Annotated in this window: 33 protein-coding genes; 29 read left to right on the forward strand and 4 right to left on the reverse strand. The window is 59.5% G+C overall.

Annotated features, from left to right (window positions below; all coding sequences use genetic code 11):
• Positions 1–19 precede the first annotated feature (19 nt).
• Positions 20–262 (reverse strand): hypothetical protein, encoded by a 243-nt coding sequence (locus ACR3ES_RS17295; RefSeq protein ID WP_480424002.1) that lies wholly within the window; start codon positions 260–262, stop codon positions 20–22.
• 146 nt (positions 263–408) lie between these two features.
• On the opposite strand from ACR3ES_RS17295, the gene ACR3ES_RS17300 reads away from it, so the two are divergent.
• Positions 409–762, forward strand: a complete 354-nt coding sequence (locus tag ACR3ES_RS17300) for a hypothetical protein (protein ID WP_480424004.1) — start codon at positions 409–411, stop codon at positions 760–762.
• 74 nt (positions 763–836) lie between these two features.
• On the opposite strand, the gene ACR3ES_RS17305 is transcribed toward ACR3ES_RS17300, so the two are convergent.
• Positions 837–1,517: a DUF7424 family protein gene (locus ACR3ES_RS17305; protein WP_480424006.1), complete on the reverse strand. Its 681-nt coding sequence runs from the start codon at positions 1,515–1,517 to the stop codon at positions 837–839.
• 357 nt (positions 1,518–1,874) lie between these two features.
• Between ACR3ES_RS17305 and ACR3ES_RS17310 the strand changes: the two genes are divergently transcribed.
• From ACR3ES_RS17310 to ACR3ES_RS17335, 6 genes are read left to right on the forward strand one after another with little or no spacing between them, the layout of a single operon-like run.
• Positions 1,875–2,735 (forward strand): helix-turn-helix domain-containing protein, encoded by an 861-nt coding sequence (locus ACR3ES_RS17310; protein ID WP_480424007.1) that lies wholly within the window; start codon positions 1,875–1,877, stop codon positions 2,733–2,735.
• Positions 2,732–3,016 carry a hypothetical protein gene (locus ACR3ES_RS17315; RefSeq protein WP_480424009.1) on the forward strand — a complete coding sequence of 95 codons (285 nt, stop codon included), beginning with the start codon at positions 2,732–2,734 and terminating at the stop codon, positions 3,014–3,016. Before ACR3ES_RS17310 ends, ACR3ES_RS17315 begins: the two co-directional genes overlap by 4 nt.
• Positions 3,013–3,195: a hypothetical protein gene (locus ACR3ES_RS17320; RefSeq protein WP_480424011.1), complete on the forward strand. Its 183-nt coding sequence runs from the start codon at positions 3,013–3,015 to the stop codon at positions 3,193–3,195. The genes ACR3ES_RS17315 and ACR3ES_RS17320 overlap by 4 nt, the downstream gene beginning before the upstream one ends.
• Entirely contained in the window at positions 3,192–3,740 is a 549-nt protein-coding gene (locus tag ACR3ES_RS17325) for a MazG-like family protein (protein ID WP_480424012.1), read from the forward strand. Before ACR3ES_RS17320 ends, ACR3ES_RS17325 begins: the two co-directional genes overlap by 4 nt.
• The gene (locus ACR3ES_RS17330; protein WP_480424014.1) at positions 3,737–4,120 is read left to right on the forward strand and encodes a DUF1064 domain-containing protein; all 384 of its coding nucleotides are present in this window, start codon (positions 3,737–3,739) and stop codon (positions 4,118–4,120) included. Before ACR3ES_RS17325 ends, ACR3ES_RS17330 begins: the two co-directional genes overlap by 4 nt.
• Positions 4,117–4,755, forward strand: coding sequence for an MT-A70 family methyltransferase (locus tag ACR3ES_RS17335; RefSeq protein ID WP_480424015.1), 639 nt, complete (start codon positions 4,117–4,119; stop codon positions 4,753–4,755). The genes ACR3ES_RS17330 and ACR3ES_RS17335 overlap by 4 nt, the downstream gene beginning before the upstream one ends.
• A 110-nt stretch (positions 4,756–4,865) precedes the next feature.
• Here ACR3ES_RS17335 and ACR3ES_RS17340 read toward each other — a convergent pair whose 3' ends face one another.
• Both ACR3ES_RS17340 and ACR3ES_RS17345 read right to left on the reverse strand, forming a co-directional pair.
• Positions 4,866–5,087 (reverse strand): BrnA antitoxin family protein, encoded by a 222-nt coding sequence (locus ACR3ES_RS17340; RefSeq protein ID WP_480424017.1) that lies wholly within the window; start codon positions 5,085–5,087, stop codon positions 4,866–4,868.
• Positions 5,080–5,265, reverse strand: coding sequence for a BrnT family toxin (locus ACR3ES_RS17345; RefSeq protein ID WP_480493599.1), 186 nt, complete (start codon positions 5,263–5,265; stop codon positions 5,080–5,082). The genes ACR3ES_RS17340 and ACR3ES_RS17345 overlap by 8 nt, the downstream gene beginning before the upstream one ends.
• 144 nt (positions 5,266–5,409) lie before the next feature.
• Here ACR3ES_RS17345 and ACR3ES_RS17350 point away from each other — a divergent pair, with 144 nt between their 5' ends.
• The 22 genes from ACR3ES_RS17350 (at position 5,410) to ACR3ES_RS17455 (ending at position 22,412) form a co-directional block, all read left to right on the forward strand.
• Positions 5,410–5,811, forward strand: coding sequence for a hypothetical protein (locus tag ACR3ES_RS17350; protein WP_480424021.1), 402 nt, complete (start codon positions 5,410–5,412; stop codon positions 5,809–5,811).
• Entirely contained in the window at positions 5,812–6,633 is an 822-nt protein-coding gene (locus ACR3ES_RS17355) for a lysozyme (RefSeq protein ID WP_480424023.1), read from the forward strand.
• Positions 6,633–6,851: a hypothetical protein gene (locus ACR3ES_RS17360; RefSeq protein WP_480426519.1), complete on the forward strand. Its 219-nt coding sequence runs from the start codon at positions 6,633–6,635 to the stop codon at positions 6,849–6,851. Before ACR3ES_RS17355 ends, ACR3ES_RS17360 begins: the two co-directional genes overlap by 1 nt.
• Entirely contained in the window at positions 6,823–7,125 is a 303-nt protein-coding gene (locus ACR3ES_RS17365) for a hypothetical protein (RefSeq protein ID WP_480426521.1), read from the forward strand. The genes ACR3ES_RS17360 and ACR3ES_RS17365 overlap by 29 nt, the downstream gene beginning before the upstream one ends.
• Complete coding sequence (locus ACR3ES_RS17370; protein WP_480424027.1) at positions 7,122–7,415, forward strand: hypothetical protein; 294 nt, start codon at positions 7,122–7,124, stop codon at positions 7,413–7,415. The genes ACR3ES_RS17365 and ACR3ES_RS17370 overlap by 4 nt, the downstream gene beginning before the upstream one ends.
• Positions 7,416–7,774: 359 nt before the next feature.
• Positions 7,775–8,311, forward strand: coding sequence for a terminase small subunit (locus tag ACR3ES_RS17375; protein ID WP_480424029.1), 537 nt, complete (start codon positions 7,775–7,777; stop codon positions 8,309–8,311).
• Positions 8,308–10,266, forward strand: coding sequence for a phage terminase large subunit family protein (locus ACR3ES_RS17380; RefSeq protein WP_480424031.1), 1,959 nt, complete (start codon positions 8,308–8,310; stop codon positions 10,264–10,266). The genes ACR3ES_RS17375 and ACR3ES_RS17380 overlap by 4 nt, the downstream gene beginning before the upstream one ends.
• Before the next feature lie 2 nt (positions 10,267–10,268).
• Entirely contained in the window at positions 10,269–10,802 is a 534-nt protein-coding gene (locus ACR3ES_RS17385) for a hypothetical protein (protein ID WP_480424033.1), read from the forward strand.
• Positions 10,802–12,412, forward strand: coding sequence for a phage portal protein (locus ACR3ES_RS17390; protein ID WP_480424035.1), 1,611 nt, complete (start codon positions 10,802–10,804; stop codon positions 12,410–12,412). The genes ACR3ES_RS17385 and ACR3ES_RS17390 overlap by 1 nt, the downstream gene beginning before the upstream one ends.
• Complete coding sequence (locus tag ACR3ES_RS17395; RefSeq protein ID WP_480424037.1) at positions 12,387–14,399, forward strand: phage major capsid protein; 2,013 nt, start codon at positions 12,387–12,389, stop codon at positions 14,397–14,399. The genes ACR3ES_RS17390 and ACR3ES_RS17395 overlap by 26 nt, the downstream gene beginning before the upstream one ends.
• Before the next feature lie 58 nt (positions 14,400–14,457).
• Positions 14,458–14,757, forward strand: a complete 300-nt coding sequence (locus tag ACR3ES_RS17400; protein ID WP_480424039.1) for a Rho termination factor N-terminal domain-containing protein — start codon at positions 14,458–14,460, stop codon at positions 14,755–14,757.
• Between the two features lie 4 nt (positions 14,758–14,761).
• Positions 14,762–15,097 (forward strand): head-tail joining protein, encoded by a 336-nt coding sequence (locus ACR3ES_RS17405; RefSeq protein ID WP_480424040.1) that lies wholly within the window; start codon positions 14,762–14,764, stop codon positions 15,095–15,097.
• Positions 15,084–15,623: a phage tail protein gene (locus ACR3ES_RS17410; RefSeq protein ID WP_480424042.1), complete on the forward strand. Its 540-nt coding sequence runs from the start codon at positions 15,084–15,086 to the stop codon at positions 15,621–15,623. The genes ACR3ES_RS17405 and ACR3ES_RS17410 overlap by 14 nt, the downstream gene beginning before the upstream one ends.
• Positions 15,616–16,149: a hypothetical protein gene (locus ACR3ES_RS17415; RefSeq protein ID WP_480424044.1), complete on the forward strand. Its 534-nt coding sequence runs from the start codon at positions 15,616–15,618 to the stop codon at positions 16,147–16,149. Before ACR3ES_RS17410 ends, ACR3ES_RS17415 begins: the two co-directional genes overlap by 8 nt.
• Positions 16,142–16,663 (forward strand): phage baseplate assembly protein V, encoded by a 522-nt coding sequence (locus tag ACR3ES_RS17420; RefSeq protein ID WP_480424045.1) that lies wholly within the window; start codon positions 16,142–16,144, stop codon positions 16,661–16,663. The genes ACR3ES_RS17415 and ACR3ES_RS17420 overlap by 8 nt, the downstream gene beginning before the upstream one ends.
• A gap of 54 nt (positions 16,664–16,717) precedes the next feature.
• Complete coding sequence (locus ACR3ES_RS17425) at positions 16,718–17,056, forward strand: GPW/gp25 family protein (RefSeq protein WP_480424047.1); 339 nt, start codon at positions 16,718–16,720, stop codon at positions 17,054–17,056.
• On the forward strand, positions 17,053–17,955 hold the full coding sequence (locus tag ACR3ES_RS17430; RefSeq protein ID WP_480424049.1) for a baseplate assembly protein: 903 nt from the start codon (positions 17,053–17,055) through the stop codon (positions 17,953–17,955). Before ACR3ES_RS17425 ends, ACR3ES_RS17430 begins: the two co-directional genes overlap by 4 nt.
• The gene (locus ACR3ES_RS17435; RefSeq protein WP_480424051.1) at positions 17,948–18,577 is read left to right on the forward strand and encodes a phage tail protein I; all 630 of its coding nucleotides are present in this window, start codon (positions 17,948–17,950) and stop codon (positions 18,575–18,577) included. Before ACR3ES_RS17430 ends, ACR3ES_RS17435 begins: the two co-directional genes overlap by 8 nt.
• Before the next feature lies 1 nt (position 18,578).
• On the forward strand, positions 18,579–19,880 hold the full coding sequence (locus ACR3ES_RS17440) for a phage tail-collar fiber domain-containing protein (RefSeq protein WP_480424053.1): 1,302 nt from the start codon (positions 18,579–18,581) through the stop codon (positions 19,878–19,880).
• Complete coding sequence (locus ACR3ES_RS17445) at positions 19,880–20,449, forward strand: hypothetical protein (RefSeq protein WP_480424055.1); 570 nt, start codon at positions 19,880–19,882, stop codon at positions 20,447–20,449. The genes ACR3ES_RS17440 and ACR3ES_RS17445 overlap by 1 nt, the downstream gene beginning before the upstream one ends.
• Before the next feature lie 382 nt (positions 20,450–20,831).
• Positions 20,832–21,626 (forward strand): hypothetical protein, encoded by a 795-nt coding sequence (locus ACR3ES_RS17450; protein WP_480424057.1) that lies wholly within the window; start codon positions 20,832–20,834, stop codon positions 21,624–21,626.
• A gap of 28 nt (positions 21,627–21,654) precedes the next feature.
• Positions 21,655–22,412 (forward strand): IS5 family transposase gene (locus tag ACR3ES_RS17455; protein ID WP_480424059.1). Its coding sequence is split into 2 segments (ribosomal slippage): positions 21,655–21,976 and positions 21,976–22,412, totalling 759 coding nucleotides; the frame shifts between segments, so codons are not numbered across the junction.
• The last annotated feature ends 56 nt before the right edge of the window (positions 22,413–22,468 follow it).

Raw genomic sequence — 22,468 nt, forward strand, 5'->3', positions numbered from 1 at the left:
ACTGGGCCAAGCGGGATGGTCACCGATGATCGTGCTGGTGCCACTCCGACAAATCATCCGGCAACCCGCAGTTGTCGGGGTTCAAGCCGTTGCTCGGCCAAAAGGTCGCCCCACCGACGAGATCGTCGTGCGCGGCCATCGGCGAGTGGTAGCTCCCAAGCCCCTCGTCCTCGAACATGGCCTGCCATCGACCATTGGGTTCGCGTCGTATCGACCAGAGGCCAAATCGGTTTCTGTACGTGTATGCGATAACGGTTTTCATCCCGCTTTTCCTTTTTCTTGGGCGGGATGGATACGCGCGGCGGTGTTCCTAGCACCGTCGCGCACCCCGCGATTTCGAGTAGGGATAGTCTGCGCAAAGTTGCTGGCGCATTTCCTCTGGCGGTTCCCCCGCAAATTGGGGGCATCATGAACGGCGACAATCGCAAGTCTCCTGTCGTGATCTACGTCAATGGCTCCGACATTCCGGTTACCGCGTCGGCGATGCAATCCCGCGAATTTGCCGCGAAAACGCCGGAGATCACGCCCGGCGTGCCGGCGAACGACCCCTACGAGATTGCGAAAGCGTTCCCGCGGCGCTGGGCGTCGTACATCCGCGCCAACTACCGGAGCGTTCTGCACGTGCAGACCGTGTTCCAGGTGTCTGAAAGAACGGCATATCGCTGGTGGAAAGGCGAAGGTGGAGCTCACGGATCGCATGTTGCGATCGCGATGGTGGAGCATCCGGAAACAGCACCCGTCATGTTGTTCGCGGCGGAGTGATTGGTATGGTTCGTGCCCCGCATATCGCCCTGTCCGGCGAAAACGCCGGACAAGACGCTGTATTCTTCGCTGGGTTACTGCTGCGCTGTAGCACCCATCCGTGCGATGAGGACCCACCCATCGGTCAAGCCCAACGCCGCATTCGATACGTTGGACAGGTCGATAGCGACCTCACCCCGGCGGTCCAAATCGAATGTTTGGGTTCCAGTGACGGGCCGGCCATCTGCAAAGGCATCGCTTGCCGTGATTTGAACGGCTTCACGCAGATCGTTGGACAGGGTCGCACTCAAGAGCAGTTCGGGTTCCGGGTGGAATCGCGTCATCTCTTCCGGGATGCTTGCTTGCAGCGTCTGGAAAGCGGACCGATTGAAGAAGTAGTAGATGCCGGTCGCGCCATCATCTTCGGCGAATACGCCAACAAAGATCGGTTGATCGCTGTCGTTGGTCCCGTTTTCAATCTCGTGTACCAGATCAACCGTAACCCGGAAATCGGCAAAGGTGTCGAAACCACGCCGCTCGCAGGCCACGTATTCCGCCGTCCCGAAGGCGGCGGCAAGCGGACCCGTCAGTCCGTCGCGCGCCTCAACGCAGCCATTATCGCCGCTGACTTCAAAGCTCAGCAACATTGGTGTGGTGATGTCGTTCGCGCCATCCATGGCGTCCAGCACGTCAGCCGCAAAAATCTCAGCGTCCACGCCCACCTTACAACCGGCCAGTGCTGTGCAGGCTGCCAGCATGGCAATGTATCTGTTCATGTTTCGGTTTCTCCATTCCGCAATTCTACCAAACGCATGACCCGCGCGCAGGGTCTACGGCGATCAGCGGGATGTCAAACCGAACCCACGGCAATAATCCGGGGCCGCAGAAGCCCTCAACCAGGCAGAAAACCTCTTTCAGGAGCAGAAACATGGGGCAACGTCGAGGGGCGACGTTGTGCGGTGAGCTATGAGCCATCGCGCAATAAACTGGGCGCTTGAACAGCGCTACCGAAAGTCAGAGTGCAGCCCGCCTCTCAATTTGAGGGACGGGATTCAAGCTAGACCATTGCCGTGTCGGACCTGGACCAAGGGCCGTGTCTCATTTTGCGACACGGCATCGGCTGGTGGTGCGTCATGAGCCACATCGCGACGGGCATCGTTCAGAGACGCCAAACCGGAAGTTCCGCAAACAAGGCGGTACTCATGTTCATGGCTGCATGCGCCTCAGATGACGGTTCCGGGATCTGGACCTCGAAGGCTAACATCGCTGCCGATTTGGAGATGAGTAAGCGGACGGTCCAGCGGGCCGTTGATGCACTCCTGGCAGCATCGCTCATCTCTGAAGTGGGTCAGAGGAAGTGTCGAAATGGCTTCACGGTAGAGTACCGGATCAACATCGAAGCTATTGAAAAGCTGCCCTCGACACGTGACACCATGACACCCGTGGACACAAAATCGACGAGTGACACCATGTCACCCGTGTCACCCTGTCACCTGACGGGTGTCACCATGTCACCCCATGGGGTGTCACAGTGTCACCCAAACCTTACTGGAACCATCCTTGAACCTTTATTTGCGGCTGACGCCGCAAACACGGGACTTTCAGATTTCTTCGATCGGTTCTTCGCCGTCTATCCTCGTGCTGGTGATCGGGAAAAGACCGAGGCTGCGCTGAAGAAGGCGGTTTGCGAGGATGGTGTGAGCCGCGAGGACATCCTCTCCGGTGCCAAGGCCTATGCCGTCGAGCAGAAGGGTAACCACCCTCGCTACATCGCCTATTCCGAGAATTGGGTCCGGGACAAACGCTGGAAGAGTCACTCGAAACCCAAATCCGGCAAGGAAGCCCATGACGCGGTCCTCAAGGGGCGGGCAAAGGCAATCCGTGAGTGCCAGCGTTGGGTTCCGGCCCATGTCTCCGCGGCGTCGGCTCGGGAGATGATCGCGTTGGGGATGGTCACTGAGGCCGAATGCCTGGCAGCGGGGTTGCGCCCATGACCAGCGTTCACGCCGACCCGGCCACCAATGGCACCGTCTTTGGCAAGGCGACGGTCACCATCGATCTCGATGCCGGCGATTGCGTCGTCCATTCGTTTCGACAGGGACCGATTGGCTTGATCCCACGCTCCATGCGCCTGCACTCGCTCGATGAAATCCAGAGCACTTACCAAGTCCAGTTCGGATTGGCTGCGACAGACCCGATCGCGGCGGATATCGCCCGCGCCCTCAAGTTCGCGGGCCAGCAACTGAAAGCACACCAGGAGGACCGAGGACAGTGACACAACGCTTCTCAGTGAAAGCAGACGTGGCCGGTGTCGGCCCCATCCATCACATCATCCGGGCCAAGGATGCAGACGCTGCCTTCCAGCGCCTGACCCGCGCCTACCCGGACCGCGCGATCACCGCGTTCAAAGCTCTGCGCACAGAGCGTCAGGACGCGGAAAGAGACAGCGCATGAGCATCGACTTCAAAAAGCTCCGTGCCGCGAATGTTGCCCGTCAGGTCGAATGGACCGGGAACGAAAAGGCCGATATCGCGTTCCGAGCCCTTGAGGTGGCGGACGAAGCTGGCGAAGTCGCTGGGGCGGTGAAGAAGCTGGCTCGCGCCCAGCGCGGGATCTGCGGCTCCACCATGACGCTTGAGGATGTGGCGGACGAGATCGGGGATACGGTGATCTCGCTTGATCTCCTCGCCTTTGAGCTTGGGCTCGAGCTTGAGGACCCTGCGGAAACACAGCCGCCCAAACCGGACGGTGAACCCTTGGTGTTGGCCCTCGCCGTAGATTGGGCTGTCGGGCAAGTCTCCATGGCCATCCTGCAGGGCGTTGACAAGCCTGTGACAACTGCCCTTGCGTCTGAATTTGCGCCACGGATGAGCAACGTTCTCAAGTTTCTGAATGAACTCGCCACTGCGCTGGGCATAGACGCTGGTCAGGCCGTCGCTGCCAAATTCAACAAGACGTCGGTCAAATACGGGCTCTCCACACGCATGGAGGCGTCATGACCGAGCGCATGTCCGCAGCCGAACTCCGTCATCTGCAGGAGCAACCGAAAGCTCAAAAGTTCGGTGCCCAGCGCATCACCGTCGATGGGATCAACTTCGACAGCAAACGTGAAGCGAAGCGCTGGGTGGAACTGAAGCTCCTGGAGCAGGCTGGGGAAATCATCGAACTCCGCCGGCAGGTCGTGGTCCCACTTGAGGGACGCGATGGTCCTCTGATCGCCCGGAAAGGTCGGCAGATGCGGATCACCGTGGACTTTGGCTATGTCGAGGTCGCCACCGGCGAGACCATCTACGAAGATGCCAAGGGCCTGCCCACGCGGGATTACGAGGTCCGCCGCGCCGTCGCCGCCGCTCAAGGGGTGGAGGTGCGCGAGGTATGAGCGCCCTGCGTGAGTTTCTGGATATGCGCCCGCACGGTGGCTTCAACATGATCATGGCGGACCCAGCGTGGCGCTATGAGTTGTACTCGGAGGCTGGTGAGAAGAAGGCGCCGCAAGCGCACTATGCGTGTGAGGACACGGACGCCATTTGCGCGTTGCCCGTGGAGGCAATTGCAGCGGCGGATTGCCTGTTGTGGCTCTGGGCCACCAACCCGATGCTGCCCGACGCACTGCGCGTGATTGAGGCCTGGGGGTTCGAGTACAAGACAGCGGGTACGTGGGTGAAGCGCACCACCCGCGGCAAGGAGGCGTTCGGCACCGGCTATGTGTTGCGCAGCTCAAATGAGCCATTCCTGATCGCCACCCGCGGGGCTCCGAAGACGACCAGGTCCACCCGATCGACAGTGGCCACGTTCGACGATGGTTTCCATTCGGAGTTTGGTGGCGGGCCTTGGCCTACCGGGACGATCACGATTGAGGCGAAGGTGCGCGAGCATTCCCGCAAACCGAACGAGGCATTCGAGGCGGCTGAAAACCTCATGCCCGATGCGCGGCGGATTGAGCTATTCTCGCGTCAACTCCGGCCGGGCTGGACTGTCTGGGGCGATGAGGTGGGTAAGTTCGATGCTCCCTAAGCCCTGTTCGAAACCCCTTACCTCCACTGCAAGTGGTGCTCAGCACCAAGGAGTCACTGAGGCGATCCGGGATGAGATCAAATCGCTTTTCGAGGTGAAACAGTGACCTCCTATATCCCCAACGCCTCTCGCAAGACTGTATTGGCCTCGGCGCTCATGTTGCCTTTGGCTTTGAGCTTCTCGACTACATCGGGATCGAGCATGAGGTTCACGCGTTTCTTGCGCTGGGCCTCGGGCAAAGGCGGGCGTCCACGTTTCGCCGTTGCGAAGAAATGGTCGTCCAACTCCCGGACTTCGCCGTCATCTTGGATATATGGTTTATGGTTAGCCATATCGTTTCCTCTCTCTGGTATTGGCTTTGCGCAGGCTGATCACCCGCAAAGCAGCGCCGCGGTAACACCAAGCGACAACACACATGCGGTCCTTGATCACTGCAAAAGTGATAAAACGTTGCTCGGGATAGTCTTGCCGGGTGTCTTCCAAGGTGATCGCCTGATCCCAGTCAATCAACGCAACCTCGGCAAAATCGAGCCCCGCTCTTCGAGCGTCTGTTGGCGTTTCGCGTTATCCCATTCGATTTCCATAAAATAAACATACACACATTAAAGTGCGACGTCAATAAGTGTGTGGATAAAAAAGAGACGGGGAAACTCGATGCCCCCTAAGCCATGTTCAAAACTCCCTCAGTCTGTCGCAGAGATTGCCGAGGTGATCGGGCGCGAAAAGGCCCTCGATTTTGTGCGCCAGCTCCCGCGTTCGGGATCCCGGCCCTGGCGCGCAGTCTTCTACATCCCCAAACGCCTGCCCGCGGATCACAAGCTGGTGCAGATGCTGGGCTGGGAGGATGCGTCCAAGCTCTCCTATGCCTTCTCCGGCATGATCATTCAGCCGTCCCGGCTCGGGGCCATGGAGAAGGCTCACCGCAACCGACAGATCGTCCGTGCCGCGGGCGAAGGGGTGCCGATCGAGGAGATCGCCGATGTCTACGAGATGTCGCGGTATCGGATACGGGAAATCATCGCCGAGGGGCAATCAACCAACCATTTGGAGGTCTGAATGAGACTTATCCCTAACTGGAAATCCGTAGCCAAGACGGCCCATAGCATGTGGGCTTTCTATGCAAGCCTGGTCTGCCTCATCCTGCCGGAGATCATTTTCTGGCTTTTCCACACCGACACGCACCCGCGCATCTGGTGGGTCGCGGGTATCGTGCTCCTGGTCTACGGCATCTTCGGTCGCATCTGGGACCAGGGCATCGACCGCTCGAAAACCAACTCGCCCTGGATCGTCGGAGCGATGGCTCTCGGTTTGGTGGTGGTGCTGGCACTGGAGCATGGCAGCAGTTTTACCAACGCGCCATTTCAGGACCGCGATGCAAGTGCGTCCACGGCCGATGCGGCTCCCGCCAACACCGAGCCATCGGGTGACGCCGTATTCCTTGAGATCGCTGTGCCCTTTGTCGCGCGATGGGAGGGCCTGCGCCTGGAGGCCTACCTCGACATGGTGGGGGTGCCTACAGTTTGCTACGGCGAGACCAAAGGCGTGACGCTCGGCGACAGCTACTCTAAGGCTGAATGTGACGCCATGCTGGCTCGCGAGATCATCGCCTATCGGGATGGCCTACGGCCCGCCTTCACCGCTGAGACACTGCGCGACCGAATGCCGGTCGCGCGGGATGTCGCATTCACGAGCCTGGCTTACAACGTGGGCGTTTCTCGCACTTCGAAAAGCACCGCAGTGCGGCGCTTGAACGAGGGCAGCATCGCAGGAGCATGCACGGCCCTCGGCTGGTGGAGCAAGGCTGGCGGGCGCGTGGTGCGCGGGTTGGTCAATCGCCGCAGCGAGGAGACCGAGCTTTGCATGCGTGGGGTCGCGTGATGCGACTGCGCGCCATGCTGATCGGGCTGGCGGCGGTGGCGATCCTGGCCATTGCTGCCAGCATCTACGGGCTTGGTCGCGACAGCGCCCAAGTCGATGTCATGGAACAAAATCAGGAGGCAGGAGATGCGGCTGACCAAGCTAGCTCTGTTTTTGAGCGCTGCATTGACGCTGGCGGCGTGTTCGACTTTGCAACCGGCAAGTGTCGGGGGCGCTGACCGCGCGATCGGCAACGCGCTGCCTGGCGCGCAAGGTGAAACCATCGAAGACCAAGACCGGATCGATGAGACCGTGGCGCGGGCCTGCGCGGCAGGTCTTTATCGCGTCGATCTGTGCGATCTCCACACGGTAGCCAGTGCCCAGAGGCGTGCCGAGCTTGCCGAAAGCATCGACGCTGACAAAACCAACACCAATCCGGCGAGACGCCGAAGCAATCACTGGCAGTGCTGCTCTAGCAGCACTGCGCAGACAACCGAAGGAGAACCAAAGTGAAAATCTTCAAGAGAGATGCAAAGGCCAATGACCCGTATGAGGGCATTGAGTGCGGCGACAAGGTGCGGGATACCATCACCGGTTACGACGGCGTTTGCATCGGGCGAATTGAGTACATCTCGGGTTGCAACCAGATCCTCGTCCAGCCCAAGGCAGGCGCAGGAAAGGAGCCGCAGTCCCATTGGTTTGATGTTGAGCGTATCGAGCTGGTGGACAAGGCGCAGGTCGCGGTGAACGCCCGTCGAACCGGCGGCGAGGTTCCACCCTCCCCACGTCAAGGGCCGGACTAATGCAATGATTGGTTTATTGAACATCCGCTTTCACACTCAAGGCGAAGGCTGCCCGGTTTTTGACCTATGCACTACCGTTCGCCGAGGTCATGACGATCAAGGTCGTGAGGTCATCGCCACCTATCGGGGTTGGTCGATCTGCCCGCTTGGTCGTTGGGGTATTCTTTGGGCACTGGCGGTTACCTGGCGACGCAGTCTTAAAGTCGGAGGGATCATTCGATGAATTGCCCGAAGGCTTGCGCGAGGCCCTTCACGGGTCCTTCCCGGGGGGAATGCCTAGTGGGTGCGGATTGTCGCAAAAAAACACTTGTGCGTGGCGCACGAAACGATGGCCTACTACTATATCTCAGAGGCCGGCAGTGACTAACAAACGTGGTCGCGGCCTCATCCTCAATCGCACCGAAACTGCCGATCAATTCGGCATTGCCATGACCACCCTCGATGATTGGGTGCGCCGTGACTGTCCTGTGGTGCAGCGTGGTGGCCGCGGGCGTCCGTGGCAGTTCAACACTGCAGATCTGATGAAGTGGCGCGAGGCTGATATCCGCGCCCAATCGCAAGGTGTCCAGTCAGCCTCCGCCGATGAGCTCAAGCGGCGCAAACTCGAGGCCGAGACAGAGATGGCTGAGCTCGATCTTGCCAGAGCAAAAGATCTGGTCGCACCAATCGAGCAGATTGAGCGGGCTCTGGCCAAGGCGTTCGGTGAGGTTCGCGCCAACCTGCGCAATGTCGTACCAGGTCGCGCGGCACGACGGTTGGTCGGAGAGACCAACCAGACCAAAATCAAGGCTGTTCTGCTCGTAGAGATCGATCAGGCGCTCGAGGCATTGGCCGATGATGATCTGATCAACGAAACCGATCTGGAGCTTGCCGATGAAGATGAGGGCGAGGATTGAATGCAAGGCCCGATTTTGCGAATGCGGCGGCGATCGTTCGGGCCACACGTCAGGCCAGACGGTTTCTGCGTCCACCGCCGAACCTTGCTCCCTCTGAGTGGGCCGAACAGAATGTCCGTATCCCTGTTGGGAATGCAGTTCCCGGCCTGATCCGGTTCGACAACGCGCCCTATCAGCGCGAGCCCCTCGACATGATGGCAAGCCCTGAGTGTGAACGGATCACGTTGATGTGGGGTGCTCAGGTCGGCAAAACGCAGACCGCGCTTTGCGGTCAAGCCTATTTCGTTGCACAGAATCCGTGTTCGCAGATCATGATGCAGCCGAGCCAAGGTGATCTACACACATGGCTCGAGACGAAATTCAACCCGCTGGTGGAGGCCAACGAGGAGCTGCAGGACGCGATTGCCAAGCCGCGGGGCCGCGAGGGTGTCAATAACCAGCGCATGAAATCCTATCCTGGCGGGTTCCTGATGTTCTCGTGGTCGGGATCCCCGAAAACCATGCGCGGTCGCTCAGCACCCAAGATTGTCTGCGATGAGACCGATGGATATGACCGCACGAACGAAGGCCATCCCGTGGGTCTGCTATGGCAGCGAGCCGCCACCTTTGGAGACCAGCGCCTCTTGCTCGAGATCAGTACGCCCACCATCAAGGGTGCTAGCTGGATTGAGTCGGCATTCGAGCAGGGAGATCAGAGGCGGTTCCATGTTGCCTGCCCCAAATGCGGCAGCCACCAAACGCTCAAATGGCGCAATGTGCGGTGGGAAAAGGACGATGACGGCAATCATCTGCCCGAGACTGCGTACTATCAATGCGATGCGCACGATCCGGAAACTGGCGAGGTCTGCGATGCAAAGTGGAGCGATGGGGAACGCGTTGCCGCAATCCGAAATGCAGAGAGCAACGGGGCCGGATGGAAGGCCGAAAAACCATTCAGGGGCCATGCCTCTTACCATCTAAGCGAGCTCTATTCCTGTTTCCGGCGACTACAGGACATCGTGCAATCGTTCCTCGACAAGAAGGCGGCCAATGATTTGCAGACGTTCACCAACGTCTCGCTCGCTGAGACATGGGTGGAAGAGGCCGAAGAGGTCGAGGCCGATGTTCTCAGAACGCGCGCCAAACCGTATCCCGCCCAGGTTCCCGCCGCAGTGGGCGTCCTCACGGCAGGCGTCGATATGCAGGAAGACCGGCTCGAGGTTGAGGTGGTTGGCTGGGGACTTGGGGAAGAAAGCTGGAATATCGACTATCAGGTATTCTGGGGCGATCCGACCGACGACGCTGTATGGGATGAGCTGTTCGACTATCTCGGTCAAACATTCGAGCATGAGTCGGGTGCTCATATCAGGATTGCTGCGACCTGCGTCGACACCGGTGGCAGCAAGGGCCTAACCACCGCCGCCTATGGTCAGCTCGCAGGCAAACACCGCCGCAAGATTTTCGCCATCAAGGGCAAAGGCGGTTGGGATCGGCCTGTGGTCTCCCCGCCATCCAAGACGAAAACCGGCCGGAAAGGCAGGCCGGTGACGCTGTTCACAGTGGGAACCGATGAAACCAAGTTGATCGTCGCACGCCGCATGATGCTCGAGACAGGTCCAGGCACTTGCCACTTCCCGGATACCCGCGACCCCGAGTATTTCGAGCAACTCACCGCCGAGCGGCTGGTGACCAAGATGATCCGAGGCTTTCCATTCCGCGAGTGGCACAAGAGCCGAGACCGGAACGAGGCTCTGGATTGCCGTGTCTACGCCTATGCCGCACTCAAGATCGACAACCCTAACATTCGCCATCGCCTCGCGCGATTGAAACCCGTCGATGATGAGGAGTCGATTGCCGATGAGGTCCTTGCGGGGGAACCGCCAGAGGACGAGGGCGTCAAGCCCCGCAAGAGTAGACGCCGAAGGGCCCGCCGTTCCCGTGGTCGAGGCCGCGGGCGATCAAGCGACGGATGGTAAGTGTGCTCTCACAATTTCCCAAAACCATTCAGGCGGGTCTCAGCTTTCGGGCTGAGATCGTTGCGCCTGACTACTTGGCGCCGAAATGGAGTGTCACGGCACTTTTGCGGGGACCATCCTCTATCGATCTCGTCGCCACAGGCGACGCCGGCACGCATACCTTTGCCGTGCCCGGCGCCCAGACTTCGGCGTATGAGGCAGGTCGATACACCGCTTCATTGCGCGCGACGGATGGTGCTGACGTGTTCGAGATCGCAGCCGGTGCGGTTGAGATTGTAGGTGACGTTGCTGCACTCAAGGCCGGGCATGATCCGCGCGATCACGCAGAACGGGTTCTCGCGGCCATCGAGGCCGTGATTGAAGGCCGTGCGTCAAAGGACCAGCAGTCCTACACGATCAACGGGCGGACACTAGTCCGCACATCTATCGCCGAGCTCTTGCAGCTCCGCAAAACCTACCGGGATGAGGTCGCAAAGCTGAAAAGCGGCGGGCGCCACAAGCGTCTACTGCGTCGGCAGGTGAAGGTGAGAATGTAATGGCGTGGCCATTTCCCCGATCAGTTGAGCGTTCAGCGCCCGTGCTGGAACGTGTCGAACCTGAACTGCGTCCGTCTTCCATCCCGAAGGTGTCACGACGCAACGGGCCGATCATTGTTCGGGCCCGTCGGTCTTTTGATGCCGGTGAAACCAACCGACTGACATCGAATTGGACCACCACCCCCCTCACTGCGGATCAGGTGATCGACCGCAATCAGCGCGTTGTCGTTGCCCGATCTCGCGATCAGGCAAGCCGCAACGACTACATGAAGGCTTTTCTGCGCCTCTGCGACCAGAACATCGTCGGCCATCGCGGGGTGATCCTGCAGGCGCAGGCCAAAGACGACGACGGCTCGCTTGATCGCAAGGCCAACGAGGCGATCGAGGCATGGTGGCGGCAATGGCAACGCGCGGAAAACTGCGACATCACGGGCCGACGCAGTATGCGCATGATGTGCAAAACAGCCGTTCGCACATGTGCCAAGGACGGCGAATTCATGTTCCGCGAAATCCGGGGCAATGCCGCGCCGATGGGCTATGCTTTGCAAATTCTCGATCCACAGCGCTGCCCTGTCGATTACAACATCGAGCGCCTTGCAGGTGGACGCTTTGTTCGCCAAGGCATCGAGTTCTCGCGCGAGGGACGGCCGCTCGCATATTACTTCATGACCGGGGATCCGGGTCACACCGGCTACACCTACAATGGCCACAGCCTTGATCGCGTGCCTGCGCGCGAGATCATTCACGGCTTTCTCGAGGAGATTGTCGGTCAGCGCCGCGGGTTGCCTTGGGCGGCAACATCCCTCTGGCGGCTCCACCAACTGAGCGGCTTTGAAAAGGCCGCCTTGGTCAATGCGAAGACGGGCGCCAGTGTTGGCGGTTTCCTAGAGTGGGAGAAAGACGAAGGCCCCGAGCTCGAGGAGGATGATCTCGACGAGGAGTTCTATATCGAGCCCGAAGGCGGCGTGTTCCAAGAACTGCCACCCGGTTTGAAGCACAAGGCGTTTGAGTCCCGGTATCCAAGCGGTGAGTTCACGCCGTTCCACAAAGCCATGATCCGTGGCGCAGGTGCGGGCATGGGCGTCTCCTATGTCAGCCTCGCCAATGACCTTGAGGGTGTCAATTTCAGTTCGATCCGCCAAGGCGTTCTCGACGAGCGCGAGCATTGGATGGATCTGCAGGAATGGCTGATCGAAACGCTCGTCGATCGTGTCTACCAATCGGCCCTCGAGCCCGCGCTCCTGCGCGGCTTGGTCAAGAATGGCCCGATCCGGCTCCGCCCTGAACGCATTGCCAAGTATCGCAATGTATTCTGGCAAGCCCGCCGATGGGCATGGGTTGACCCAAAGAAAGACATCGAAGCCGAAGTTGCGGCCAAGGATAATATGCTGACTTCACCGTCAGAGATCATTCGCAAACAGGGCCGCGACCCGGAAACCGTCTGGCGAGCTTTCGCCGCCGACATCCGGGCGATGGAGGATGCCGGGATCCCCGAGAAATTCATCATGGCAGCGCTGCTCAAGGGCACTGGCCTGGTCGCGCCCGCCTCCGAAACGGGCGCCAACCAAACAGAGGAGACCTCCGATGAAGACGATGATGTTGACGAATAGCGGTTTGGCATCCGCTCTGGTGGGCTTGGCCCTGACACGATCGATCACGGTCGAGCAGATCAACGCCAATCGTGGCGGAGCCCCGCTTCGCCGTCAGGCGGCAGTGCGGAACATTAACGAAGACGCCCGCACTGTTGAGGTGGCGTTCAGCTCCGAGGAACCGGTACCGCGGTGGTTTGGCGATGAGGTCCTCGACCATTCGTCCGGCGCGATGCTCGAGACCCGGCTGCAGAATGGAGCCGCGGTGCTCTGGAACCACGACACCGATATTCAGATCGGCGTCGTTGAGACAGCCTCGATCGACAGTGACCGTCGGGGCCGTGCAACGCTTCGCTTTGGCCGGTCGGCCCGGGCCGAGGAAATCTGGGCGGATATCGTTGACGGTGTGATCCGTCATGTCTCCGTCGGCTATTTTGTCCGCGCCATCAAAACCGAGGAGCGCGAGGGCGAACGCGACAAGGTCACCATCACCGAATGGGAGCCTTATGAAATCTCCATGGTCAGCGTTCCCGCGGACGCGACGGTTGGCGTTGGCCGCGGCGCGGGGGAACCGCCAGAGGAAGAGCTCACGGCTCCTGCCGATACTGATGCTCAAACGCAAACAGCTCAACACGAAGGAAGGCGCAATATGGAACGCATTCTCCGGCACAACGGCGCTCTGGTTCGCGCCCGTGTGGACGACAATGGCAATGTCCTCGAAGTCCTTGAGGTCATCGAAAGCGCAGAGGCAACTCGCGCACTTGTGCAGGAGGGAACGCAGGCTGAACAGCAACGCACTGCGGATCTGCTCGAGCTGGGCGAACAATACTCAGCACAGCAGCTTGCTGCGGAGGCAATCCGCAACGGCACATCAGTCGATGAATTCACGCGTACTTTGCTCGAGCATGTATCCAACACCGACGATGCCAACCGCGGCGGCAACCAGCCGCTGGACGACAACCCGGGTCAGATCGGCATGTCCGACGCCGAGGTTCGCCAGTTCAGCTTCCTGCGGTGCGTGAACGCGATGCTCAACCCCGCCGATCGAGCAGCGCAGGAGGCTGCTGCATTCGAATTTGAGGCCTCACGTGCCGCAGAGCAATCCATGGGCCGCACCGCCCAAGGCATGATGGTGCCCGTGGACGTTCTCACTCGCGCTCTGAATACCGGCACGGACGGGCTCGCGGCCGGAAACACTGGCGGCTATTTCGTCGATACGACGCTGATGACGATGAGCTTTATCGAGCTTCTGCGGAATCGTTCCGTGTTCCTGCAGATGGCCACCCCAATGGGCGGCCTGATCGGCAACCTTGATATTCCTGGGCAGGCCAGCAGCGGCAACACCTTCTGGGTGGGCGAGGACGAGGATGTTGGTGAAGGCGGCTACGAGGGTCGTCTGGTGTCGATGTCGCCAAAAACCATCGGTGTTTTTGGCGAGGTCACGCGCCGCATGGCGATGCAATCCTCTCTGGACGTCGAGGCCCGGTTCCGCGCCAGCCTAGCACGTGATCTAGGCCTTGGTATTGATTACGCCGGGTTCTACGGCACGGGCGGCGCGAACATGCCGCTCGGCATCAACAACCAGCCAGGGATTAACGCAGTCCTGTTCGCAGGCAAGCAGCCGACGTATCTCGAGCTCGTCGAGATGGAGACCGAGGTTTCCGCCGATAACGCCGATGTCGACTCCATGGCTTATGTCGGGAACAGTCGGTTCCGCGGACACTGCAAGTCCACCCAGAAGTTCGCGGGAACCAACGGCTCGCCCATCTGGGAGGCAGGCAACACGGTCAACGGCACCAACGCCGAAATCACCAATCAGATCACCACCGGTGACGTGTTCTACGGCAATTTTGCGGATGCAAATGTCGGGATGTGGGGAGCCCTCGACATCCTGGTTGATCCCTACACCAAGGGACGTTCAGGCACCCGCCGGGTGATCCTGCATCAGGACGTCGATATCTCGGTCAATAACGTGGAGAGCTTCTGCGTTGGACGGGACGCCGCCTAATCATTCCACGGTGGCGGCAGGTTCCGCCTCCTAATCTCTCAATTCGGAGCGCATGAACATGGCGAAACAGATCAAAGTCAAAATCACGTCAGCTGTCTCGATCGACGGTGAGATCATCACACCAGGCAAAACTCCGGTCCTGGATGAACCGCTGGCGAAGAACCTTTTGCATCGCGGGAAAGCTGAGCTTGCTACAGCAGATGAAAGCGATGCTGACGGTGAGGGCGGCGATAAACCGCTTGGCAAAATGACCGTCGCCGAGCTGAAGGCGGAAGCCAAGGATCTCGGCATCGAAGGTGCTGACGGCATGAATAAGGCCAAGCTGATCGCAGCCATTGAAGAGGCCGACGACGAGTAAGGCCATGCCCCACCCCGATTGGGAGGACCTCTCCGCCTTCTTCGACCCCGACGAGTTTGCGACCAGTGCAGTCATCACTCGGGGAACGGAGCTGGTGGCAGAGGTCCTCGGCATTTTTGACGACCCTAACGAGGTTGCAACTCTCGGCGAGTATGAGCTCGACCATCCGATGCCGCGATTTGTCTGCCCGGAGATCGATGTCGCGAACGCCCGCAAAGGCGACGTTGTAACCATCGATGGCAAGGCCTTCGACCTGATGCAGGAGCCGGAGCTGGACGGTACCGGGATCGCCGCGCTGATGCTCGCAGAACCGAATGTGACCTACGATGCTGGCCCTTGACTTCGATGACGGACAGCTCGCCAAGATCGCGGATGAGTATGCGGCTACCCCGAAGCAAGTCGATCTCAGTCGCGGGCGGGCTCTGAAACGGACCGCCGGCACACTTCGGCGCATATCCTCGAAGGGTCTGCAATCCGAGCTGGGGCTTCGCAACGCCACCGCGCTCCGTCGCCGCATCAAAGAGTATCGCGTCGGCAAAGGCCGCAACGCGCTCAAGCTCTGGTATGGGGCCAATGATCTGCCCGCCTCGGCATTCAAGGGTCGTGCTACCAAGGTCGCGGGCGGCATCAGGATCGGTGAGGCCATGATCCACGGCGCGTTTTTTGCGAATATCAATGGGCGGCGGCGGGTGATGGTGCGCTACGGGGCAAAGCGTTGGCAGATTGGCGAGGCCAGCCTGCCGGTTGCCGATCGGATGATGATCTATCTCGAGGACGAGGTGTTCGTCGATCTGGATTCTATCTTTCTGAAGCATTTCCTCGCCGAGATCAGGGCGCGGACAATCTTGGGAGTTGGCGATGGCTGATACGATTGACCTGGGCGTGGCATTGGACAAAGTGATTGCCACGCTCGCTGCTCAATTCAAAACCTTCAAAACCGTCGCTGCCGAAGACGAAGACTGCAAAAAACTGCCGGTCCCGGCAATCATCGTGCAGATGTCGGAGCTTGAGCCCGATCCCGACAAGGATCCCCACACCGGCCAGTTCCCTTGCCTGGTCAGGTTTGAGGTCCGGATCATTATGGGACACCGAACGCCGAAGGCACGGCGCGAGGTCGTCAAAGCCGCGGGTGCGGTCGCGGCATTTGTTCACAGCAACCGGCTGGGCGTTCCCTGGGGTGCGGCCACGGTGATTGCAGTGGATCCCGACGAATTCGCCCCACAGGCCGACAAGTTCGATATCTGGCGGGTCGAGTGGGTTCACACCGCCGACATCGGGACCAGCTATTTCGTCGATGAAGATGTGACACCGAGCCAGGTATTGACCTCCCGGTTCCCGGATACCGGTCCCGACCACGAGGCCGGTTACGAGGTGCAAACTTCAAATGAATGAATACGCCCAGTCGGAGCTTCTAAAAGCAGTCGCGCAGATGGTGATGATTGCCGACGTGGTCGCGGTTGATTCCGGTGCAGCCCGCGCAAAGGTATCGTTTGGCCCCAAGGCCACAAGCGCCTGGCTGCCGTGGTTGACCGAGCGTTCCAGCGCAATTGCGGTCTGGGCCCCACCATCTGCCGGAGAGCAGGTTCTCTGCCTGTCTCCGTCGGGATTGACCAGGGATGCGATCATCCTCGGAGCACTCTTTAGTGGTGCCAATGCTGCGCCGTCCGGGGCGGCAGGCGAGCACCTGATCAAGATCGGAGGATCCTCGATCAGCATCACCGGGGACAGGATCGTGCTCAGCAGTAATGGCTCGACGCTCACGATTGATGGATCCGGCATCACCCACACCGGTGGGTCGACCGAGATCAATACCGGCAACCTCAACCACAAAGGAACAAATGTCGGTGACACCCATACTCACAAGGGCGTCCAACCGGGTCCGTCCCGAACGGGCGATCCGAAGTAGGATTGCGGGGAACCGCCAGAGGATTGCAGCGCGCCGGCTCTCCAAGATGGTGGCATGTATGGCATCAGCGCGACCACAGGCCGGAATCTCAGGGGTATCGATCATCTCCGCCAGTCTATCCGGGACATCCTCACGACCCCGATCGGGTCTCGGGTCATGCGTCGTGACTATGGGTCCCGGCTCTTTGAGCTGCTCGACGCCCCCTACTCCTCGGCCACCAAGCTCGCAATCATCGCGGCGACTGCGGAGGCGCTCATGACATGGGAGCCCCGCATCGAGGTTGAGGACATCACGCTGCGCAGCCACACACCCGGCCACATCATCATTGATCTGATCGGGCGCTATTTGCCGGAGGGGCGGGAGATCAGGATCGAGGGGATAGAGGTGCTATGAGTGCGTTCACGGCCATTAATCTGGACAAGCTGCCCTTTGCGCCTGCGATCCCGGAAAAGGATTTCGAGACGCTTCTGGCAGAGATCAAGTCCGAAGTGCTGGCGCGCGCGCCTGAACTGGAGGCTGCGCTTGCCCTGGAAAGCGAGCTTGCCACCAAGCTATGTGAGGCTTTTGCTTATCGGCTCCTGATCCTGCGCCAGGAGATTAACGAAGCTGCACGCGGCAACATGCTGGCCTATGCTTCTGGTCCCGCGCTCGATCAGCTCGCAGCCCTTTTGGGGGTGACCCGCCAAGTGGTCGAGGAGGCCGACCCGGATGCGGTGCCGCCCGTGCCCGAGGTGCTCGAGGATGATGCCCGGATGCGGACCCGAACGCAGCTTGCGCTCGAAGGTTTCTCAACAGCAGGTCCGCGCGGCTCCTACATCTTTTGGGGGCTCTCGGCCTCGCCGCATGTCAAGGATGTCGGCATCGCCAGCCCTGCGCCGGGCGCGGTCGTGGTGACCGTGCTCTCCCGCATGGGCGATGGTTCCCCGGACGCCGCTTTGATCGATACCGTCAGCAGCACCCTCTATGGTGAGGATGTGCGCCCGCTTACCGACCAGGTGACTGTACAAGCCGCCGCTATCCTGCCTTATGAGGTCGAAGCAACCCTGACCCTCTACAACGGGCCAGACGAGAGCCTTGTGATTGAAGCGGCAGAAGAGGCCCTGGAAGCCTACGTTGCCGAACACCACCGGCTCGGCCACGACATCACGATTTCTGGCCTACATGCGGCGCTCCACCAGGTCGGCGTGCAGAATGTCAATCTGATCCAGCCTAACGCTCATATCGAGGTGGATAATCACCAGGCGGCCTATTGCACCGGGATCACTCTAACGGTGGGAGGGCGCGATGTCTGAGCCCAAGACCCTTTTGCCCCCAAATGCCACACCTCAAGAGCGGGCGCTTGAGATCGCGCCTGCCATTGGGCTCGCCGATATACCCAATCCGTTTTATACGCTTTGGAACCCACGCACGTGTCCATCCCATATCCTGCCCTGGCTCGCCTGGGCTTTCTCGGTGGACGACTGGCGCAGCGATTGGCCGGACGAGATCAAGCGCGAGACCATCGCGGCCAGCGCCACGATCCATCGCGTCAAGGGCACAATCGGGGCGGTGCGGCGGGCGCTGGAAGCGCTGGGCTACGTCATCGATATCTCGGAGTGGTTCGAGTATGGCGGCACGCCTCACACATTCCGCATTGCGGTCGATGTACTCGGCTCGCACTCGTTGGGCGTCGAGATCAGCCCGGACCTCCTGGCTGAAATCATCGACGTGATCGAAAACGTAAAGCCGGTACGCGCGCATTTCGACGTGGCACTCAATCTCTCTATCGATGCCCCCGCCTACGCCGGGGCCTTCCAACACACGGCAATCAGGGCCGAGGCGCAAGCACACCTGCCGCCCGCGCCGGTTCTGACGGCGCAATCTGGTTGCGGGGTGGCGGCACATACCCGACTGCGCGTGGAAATCGGAGGATAAGATGGCGTCTTATGCAATGCTCACGAACGTGGGGCGCAACAAGGAAGCGGCAGCGCTGGCGAATGCCACGCCGCTCGAAATTGCCGAGATCGCCTGGGGCGACGGCGATCGCATTCCGGCAGGCGGCGAAACGGCGCTGGAGAATGAACAGGGTCGCAAGCCTGTGGCGGCGCAGGGAGTCACTGCCGGTGCGCTGAATACGGCCTTCTTTGAGGTGTTGTTGGCCGAGGATGAGGGGCCATTTGTGATCCGCGAAGCGGGGCTCTTTGACACTGATGGTGACATGATTGCCGTCGCCCATTACGACCCGCCGGTAAACAAGCCGCTCAACACCGTGTCCGCACATCTGCGCATCAACATCGTGTTTTCCGACCTTGAGAACCTGGTCATCCAGATCAACGCCAGCACGGCGTTCGTATCGGCAGACACTTACACCGCAGAAGATGTGCTGGCAAAGCTACTCACGGTGGATGGTGCCGGGTCTGGATTGGACGCTGACAAGCTGGACGGGCTGAATGCGTCTACCTTTGTGCGAACACTCCGCAAGGTCATCGCAGGCACCGGCCTGACCGGCGGCGGCGGTTTGAGCGCGGATCGCACACTGGAAGTGGACTTCGCCACGCCAGCCGAGGCGCTGGCAGGCGAGCGCGCAGACAAGGTGATGTCACCGCTATTGGTGGGCCAACTGGTGAAGCCCCCAACCGTCACAATTCTCCGCGATGGCGCAAACGCCATTTACGTCACGCCGCCCGGCTGCAAAGCCCTTCACGTCAAAGGAGTTGGCGGGGGCGCGGGTGGTGAAACACCCTCTCGCCCAACCGAAGGGTACTTATGGGGCCATCCAGGCGGCAGCGGTGCCGGGTTCGAAGCATGGCTGATACCGCAACCGGGGCAAGAATTTGAATACACCATCGGTTTGGGTGGTGAGGGTGGCGGTTTCGAAGAGGGAACAAAGGGAGGCGCTGGCGGCATTACCATCTTTGGGGACATGCGCGCGAGTGGTGGCTCAAATTCACGTATTGGATCGACAGCAACTGCGTCCGGAGGGGACATTAACTATCGCGGGACTCCAGGTGTTCAGGCCTTCAATTCTTCTGAGAATGGTCGTGATTACTTTCACCAACCCGGTGGGTCCATCTTCGGGCCATCAGACTCAGTATCTGAATACAGCGATGGGCAAGACGCCACAGTTCCCGGTACCGGAGGTGCGGCCGGCAATGTTGGTGCTGATTTAGGATTTCAGATCCAAGTCATCGGGCTATCTGGCGCTGACGGAATTATCGTTGTTACGGAGTTCTACTGATGAAAAAAGTCGCCGAAATCACCAATGGCCGTGTCTCCAATATCGCGCAGATTAAGGACGATACGCCTGTCCCTGATGGCTGGGTCGAAGTTGCTGGCGTCGTGCGTATCGATGATATGTATGACGGTCAGACATTCACGGCCCCTGCTGCGCCTGCCGTTCCGGTGATCCCGTTTGAAGAGGCCAAAGCGCAGGCGATGGCGACGGTGTATGCCACGCATGCCAGCTACCTGCGCCAAGCAACCGACAACGCCACGCCGGAGGAGCGGGACACTTGGCCTGTGAAGACCGCCGCTGCAACAGCCTATCTGGCGAATACGGCCACCGCTGGCCAGACCGCGTTTATTGAAGCGGAAGCGACACGCGGCGGCGTCACGCCGACGGAGATGGCTCAGACCATCACCACCAAAGACGCAGAATACTTGGACCACATCAGACAGGGCGCTGCCCTTTGTGACTCGGGCTGCGCCGCCGTCGAGGCCGCAACCACGCACGACGCCCTGCAAGCCGCAATGGAGGCGTTCCACGCTGAGGTACAGGTGGCGTTCGACGCGCTGGCTGCAAACTGAATCCAACCGCTAGCGTGCAGCCCAAACCGGACATAGCGTTCCTGCAGATGGGCGGGAAGCAGAAGTTCGATGCGGTTGCCCTGTCAAGAGCGAGCTTGTAAGTAGCGGACATTTGGTGCAACCCGATACCGATCAAACAGATCACTACAGGCTCCATTGCCTCGATGTTGAGGCAATGGTCAATCAATAGCGCCCGTTTACCACCGCGGGAATGATTGGAGAAGCCAACTTGACCGTTATGTACCTCGGCTTCAGAGGTAAAGTTTAATACCCACCGGGCACCAGCCTCCTTTGCGTCGGGAGATATCGGTTCTACTTGCAGGGCTGGCGCTACCTTCCTCCCACAGCTAGACTCATGAGATGGCGACAATGGAGTTTCATATTGAGCGACGCTAGAAGCACATCGGTCGGGGTTGAGGCACTTCAGGCTGTCAGTGGCGCAAATCGAGAGGCAAAGGCTTACGCCTACTTGTACGCCGCGTTCAAACGAACCGAAGTAAGTGAGAATCCTGTCCGGGACGCCTTGGATTGCTTCATTCCATTTGTCACACCTTACCTAACTTCCATTCAGGGGAAACAGGTTACTCTTGAAGGGATACAGGATTATCTGAAAGTGAATTTCGGCTTCGAGCTGCCGCTTTATGCCGTGGAACAAATGCTACCTGAACTGCAAAGTACAGGAGTAATCAGCTATGAGAAGCCACTCAAAATCTACAAGGCAATTGGCAGAAATCAGAAAGAGTATCAAGTTTCGAGAGACGAAATTGAAACTGACTTCGACGCGATTGAGGCAAGTTTGGGCAGACACGCCCAAAGCGTCGGGTTCGTCGGCCAACCACCATCAGAAAGCTGGGGGAACGCACTTGTTGGGTTTCTAAGGGCATCCACTGACGAGACACCATTAAAAATCAAGAAGATAAAAGGCGTTCTGCTTGAGCCGAAAAAGGTCGAGATCGCAATAGTGGGCGGCTACCTGCGCCGCCTCAGCAGGGAAGATGAAGCAGAGTTTAGACGCATCGTGAATGTTTTCATGGGCGTTCTGATCGAAGAGTTTATAAGGTCAGTTTCGGAGGTCTCTCAGCCAGTCGAGGGGCATAATGTAATTGCGTTTATTGACACTGCGATTTTGCTGCGGCTTCTAGGGTCAGGACCCATTGATTTCCGGGATGTGGCGTGATTCACGGTTCGAAAAGCGAGCGGTGAACATGTCTGATCTGTTTTGGCTGACCGATGCCCAGATGGCGCGTCTTGAGCCTTTCTTTCCCAAGTCACACGGCAAGCCACGCGTTGATGATCGCCGTGTGTTAAGCGGGATTATCTTCATCAATCGCAATGGCTTACGATGGCGTGACGCACCTGCTGCCTATGGCCCGCACAAGACGCTTTATAACCGTTGGAAACGGTGGAGCGAAAAGGGCATTTTCGCCCAGATGATGGCAGGCTTGGCCGCCGGTCACGGAGAAGAAAAGACGGTCATGATCGACGCAACCTACCTGAAGGCACACCGCACAGCGACCAGTTTGGGCGTCAAAAAGGGGGGCGTGGACGCCTGATTGGTCGGACCAAAGGCGGCATGAACACCAAACTGCACGCCATCTGCGACAGCCAGGGACGTCCTCTCAACCTGTTCGTCACAGCAGGACAAGTCAGCGACTACATCGGCGCGCGGGCGTTGTTGAACAGCCTGCCGGATGTCGACTGGCTGCTTGGAGACCGCGGCTATGATGCAGACTGGTTCCGGGAAGCGTTGAAAGACAAGGGGATACGCGCCTGCATCCCCGGCCGAAAACAGCGGAAGAAACCGGTGAAGTACGACAAGCGCCGCTACAAACGCCGCAACAGGATCGAGATTATGTTTGGCAGGCTGAAGGATTGGCGGCGTGTGGCAACCCGATATGACAGATGCCCGAAGGTCTTCCTATCTGCAATCGCGCTGGCCGCCATCGTCATTTACTGGCTATGAGATGCTGTAACGGGGCCTGCGTCACGCACGACCGTTGCCACTTGCCAGATCAGCAC

The sequence above is a fragment of the Ruegeria sp. B1 genome, assembly GCF_056535885.1.

Excerpts from the sequence above, each read along its gene's own strand:
- ACR3ES_RS17335 (WP_480424015.1), top strand. The coding sequence starts at position 4,117 with ATGAGCGCCCTGCGTGAGTTTCTGGATATGCGCCCGCACGGTGGCTTC.
- ACR3ES_RS17360 (WP_480426519.1), top strand. The coding sequence starts at position 6,633 with ATGCGACTGCGCGCCATGCTGATCGGGCTGGCGGCGGTGGCGATCCTG.
- ACR3ES_RS17355 (WP_480424023.1), top strand. The coding sequence starts at position 5,812 with ATGAGACTTATCCCTAACTGGAAATCCGTAGCCAAGACGGCCCATAGC.
- ACR3ES_RS17410 (WP_480424042.1), top strand. The coding sequence starts at position 15,084 with ATGCTGGCCCTTGACTTCGATGACGGACAGCTCGCCAAGATCGCGGAT.
- ACR3ES_RS17440 (WP_480424053.1), top strand. The coding sequence starts at position 18,579 with ATGGCGTCTTATGCAATGCTCACGAACGTGGGGCGCAACAAGGAAGCG.
- ACR3ES_RS17405 (WP_480424040.1), top strand. The coding sequence starts at position 14,762 with ATGCCCCACCCCGATTGGGAGGACCTCTCCGCCTTCTTCGACCCCGAC.
- ACR3ES_RS17310 (WP_480424007.1), top strand. The coding sequence starts at position 1,875 with ATGAGCCACATCGCGACGGGCATCGTTCAGAGACGCCAAACCGGAAGT.
- ACR3ES_RS17295 (WP_480424002.1), bottom strand. The coding sequence starts at position 262 with ATGAAAACCGTTATCGCATACACGTACAGAAACCGATTTGGCCTCTGG.
- ACR3ES_RS17325 (WP_480424012.1), top strand. The coding sequence starts at position 3,192 with ATGAGCATCGACTTCAAAAAGCTCCGTGCCGCGAATGTTGCCCGTCAG.
- ACR3ES_RS17400 (WP_480424039.1), top strand. The coding sequence starts at position 14,458 with ATGGCGAAACAGATCAAAGTCAAAATCACGTCAGCTGTCTCGATCGAC.
- ACR3ES_RS17425 (WP_480424047.1), top strand. The coding sequence starts at position 16,718 with ATGTATGGCATCAGCGCGACCACAGGCCGGAATCTCAGGGGTATCGAT.
- ACR3ES_RS17390 (WP_480424035.1), top strand. The coding sequence starts at position 10,802 with ATGGCGTGGCCATTTCCCCGATCAGTTGAGCGTTCAGCGCCCGTGCTG.
- ACR3ES_RS17330 (WP_480424014.1), top strand. The coding sequence starts at position 3,737 with ATGACCGAGCGCATGTCCGCAGCCGAACTCCGTCATCTGCAGGAGCAA.
- ACR3ES_RS17350 (WP_480424021.1), top strand. The coding sequence starts at position 5,410 with ATGCCCCCTAAGCCATGTTCAAAACTCCCTCAGTCTGTCGCAGAGATT.
- ACR3ES_RS17305 (WP_480424006.1), bottom strand. The coding sequence starts at position 1,517 with ATGAACAGATACATTGCCATGCTGGCAGCCTGCACAGCACTGGCCGGT.
- ACR3ES_RS17315 (WP_480424009.1), top strand. The coding sequence starts at position 2,732 with ATGACCAGCGTTCACGCCGACCCGGCCACCAATGGCACCGTCTTTGGC.
- ACR3ES_RS17430 (WP_480424049.1), top strand. The coding sequence starts at position 17,053 with ATGAGTGCGTTCACGGCCATTAATCTGGACAAGCTGCCCTTTGCGCCT.
- ACR3ES_RS17435 (WP_480424051.1), top strand. The coding sequence starts at position 17,948 with ATGTCTGAGCCCAAGACCCTTTTGCCCCCAAATGCCACACCTCAAGAG.
- ACR3ES_RS17445 (WP_480424055.1), top strand. The coding sequence starts at position 19,880 with ATGAAAAAAGTCGCCGAAATCACCAATGGCCGTGTCTCCAATATCGCG.
- ACR3ES_RS17415 (WP_480424044.1), top strand. The coding sequence starts at position 15,616 with ATGGCTGATACGATTGACCTGGGCGTGGCATTGGACAAAGTGATTGCC.
- ACR3ES_RS17340 (WP_480424017.1), bottom strand. The coding sequence starts at position 5,087 with ATGGCTAACCATAAACCATATATCCAAGATGACGGCGAAGTCCGGGAG.
- ACR3ES_RS17395 (WP_480424037.1), top strand. The coding sequence starts at position 12,387 with ATGAAGACGATGATGTTGACGAATAGCGGTTTGGCATCCGCTCTGGTG.
- ACR3ES_RS17300 (WP_480424004.1), top strand. The coding sequence starts at position 409 with ATGAACGGCGACAATCGCAAGTCTCCTGTCGTGATCTACGTCAATGGC.
- ACR3ES_RS17420 (WP_480424045.1), top strand. The coding sequence starts at position 16,142 with ATGAATGAATACGCCCAGTCGGAGCTTCTAAAAGCAGTCGCGCAGATG.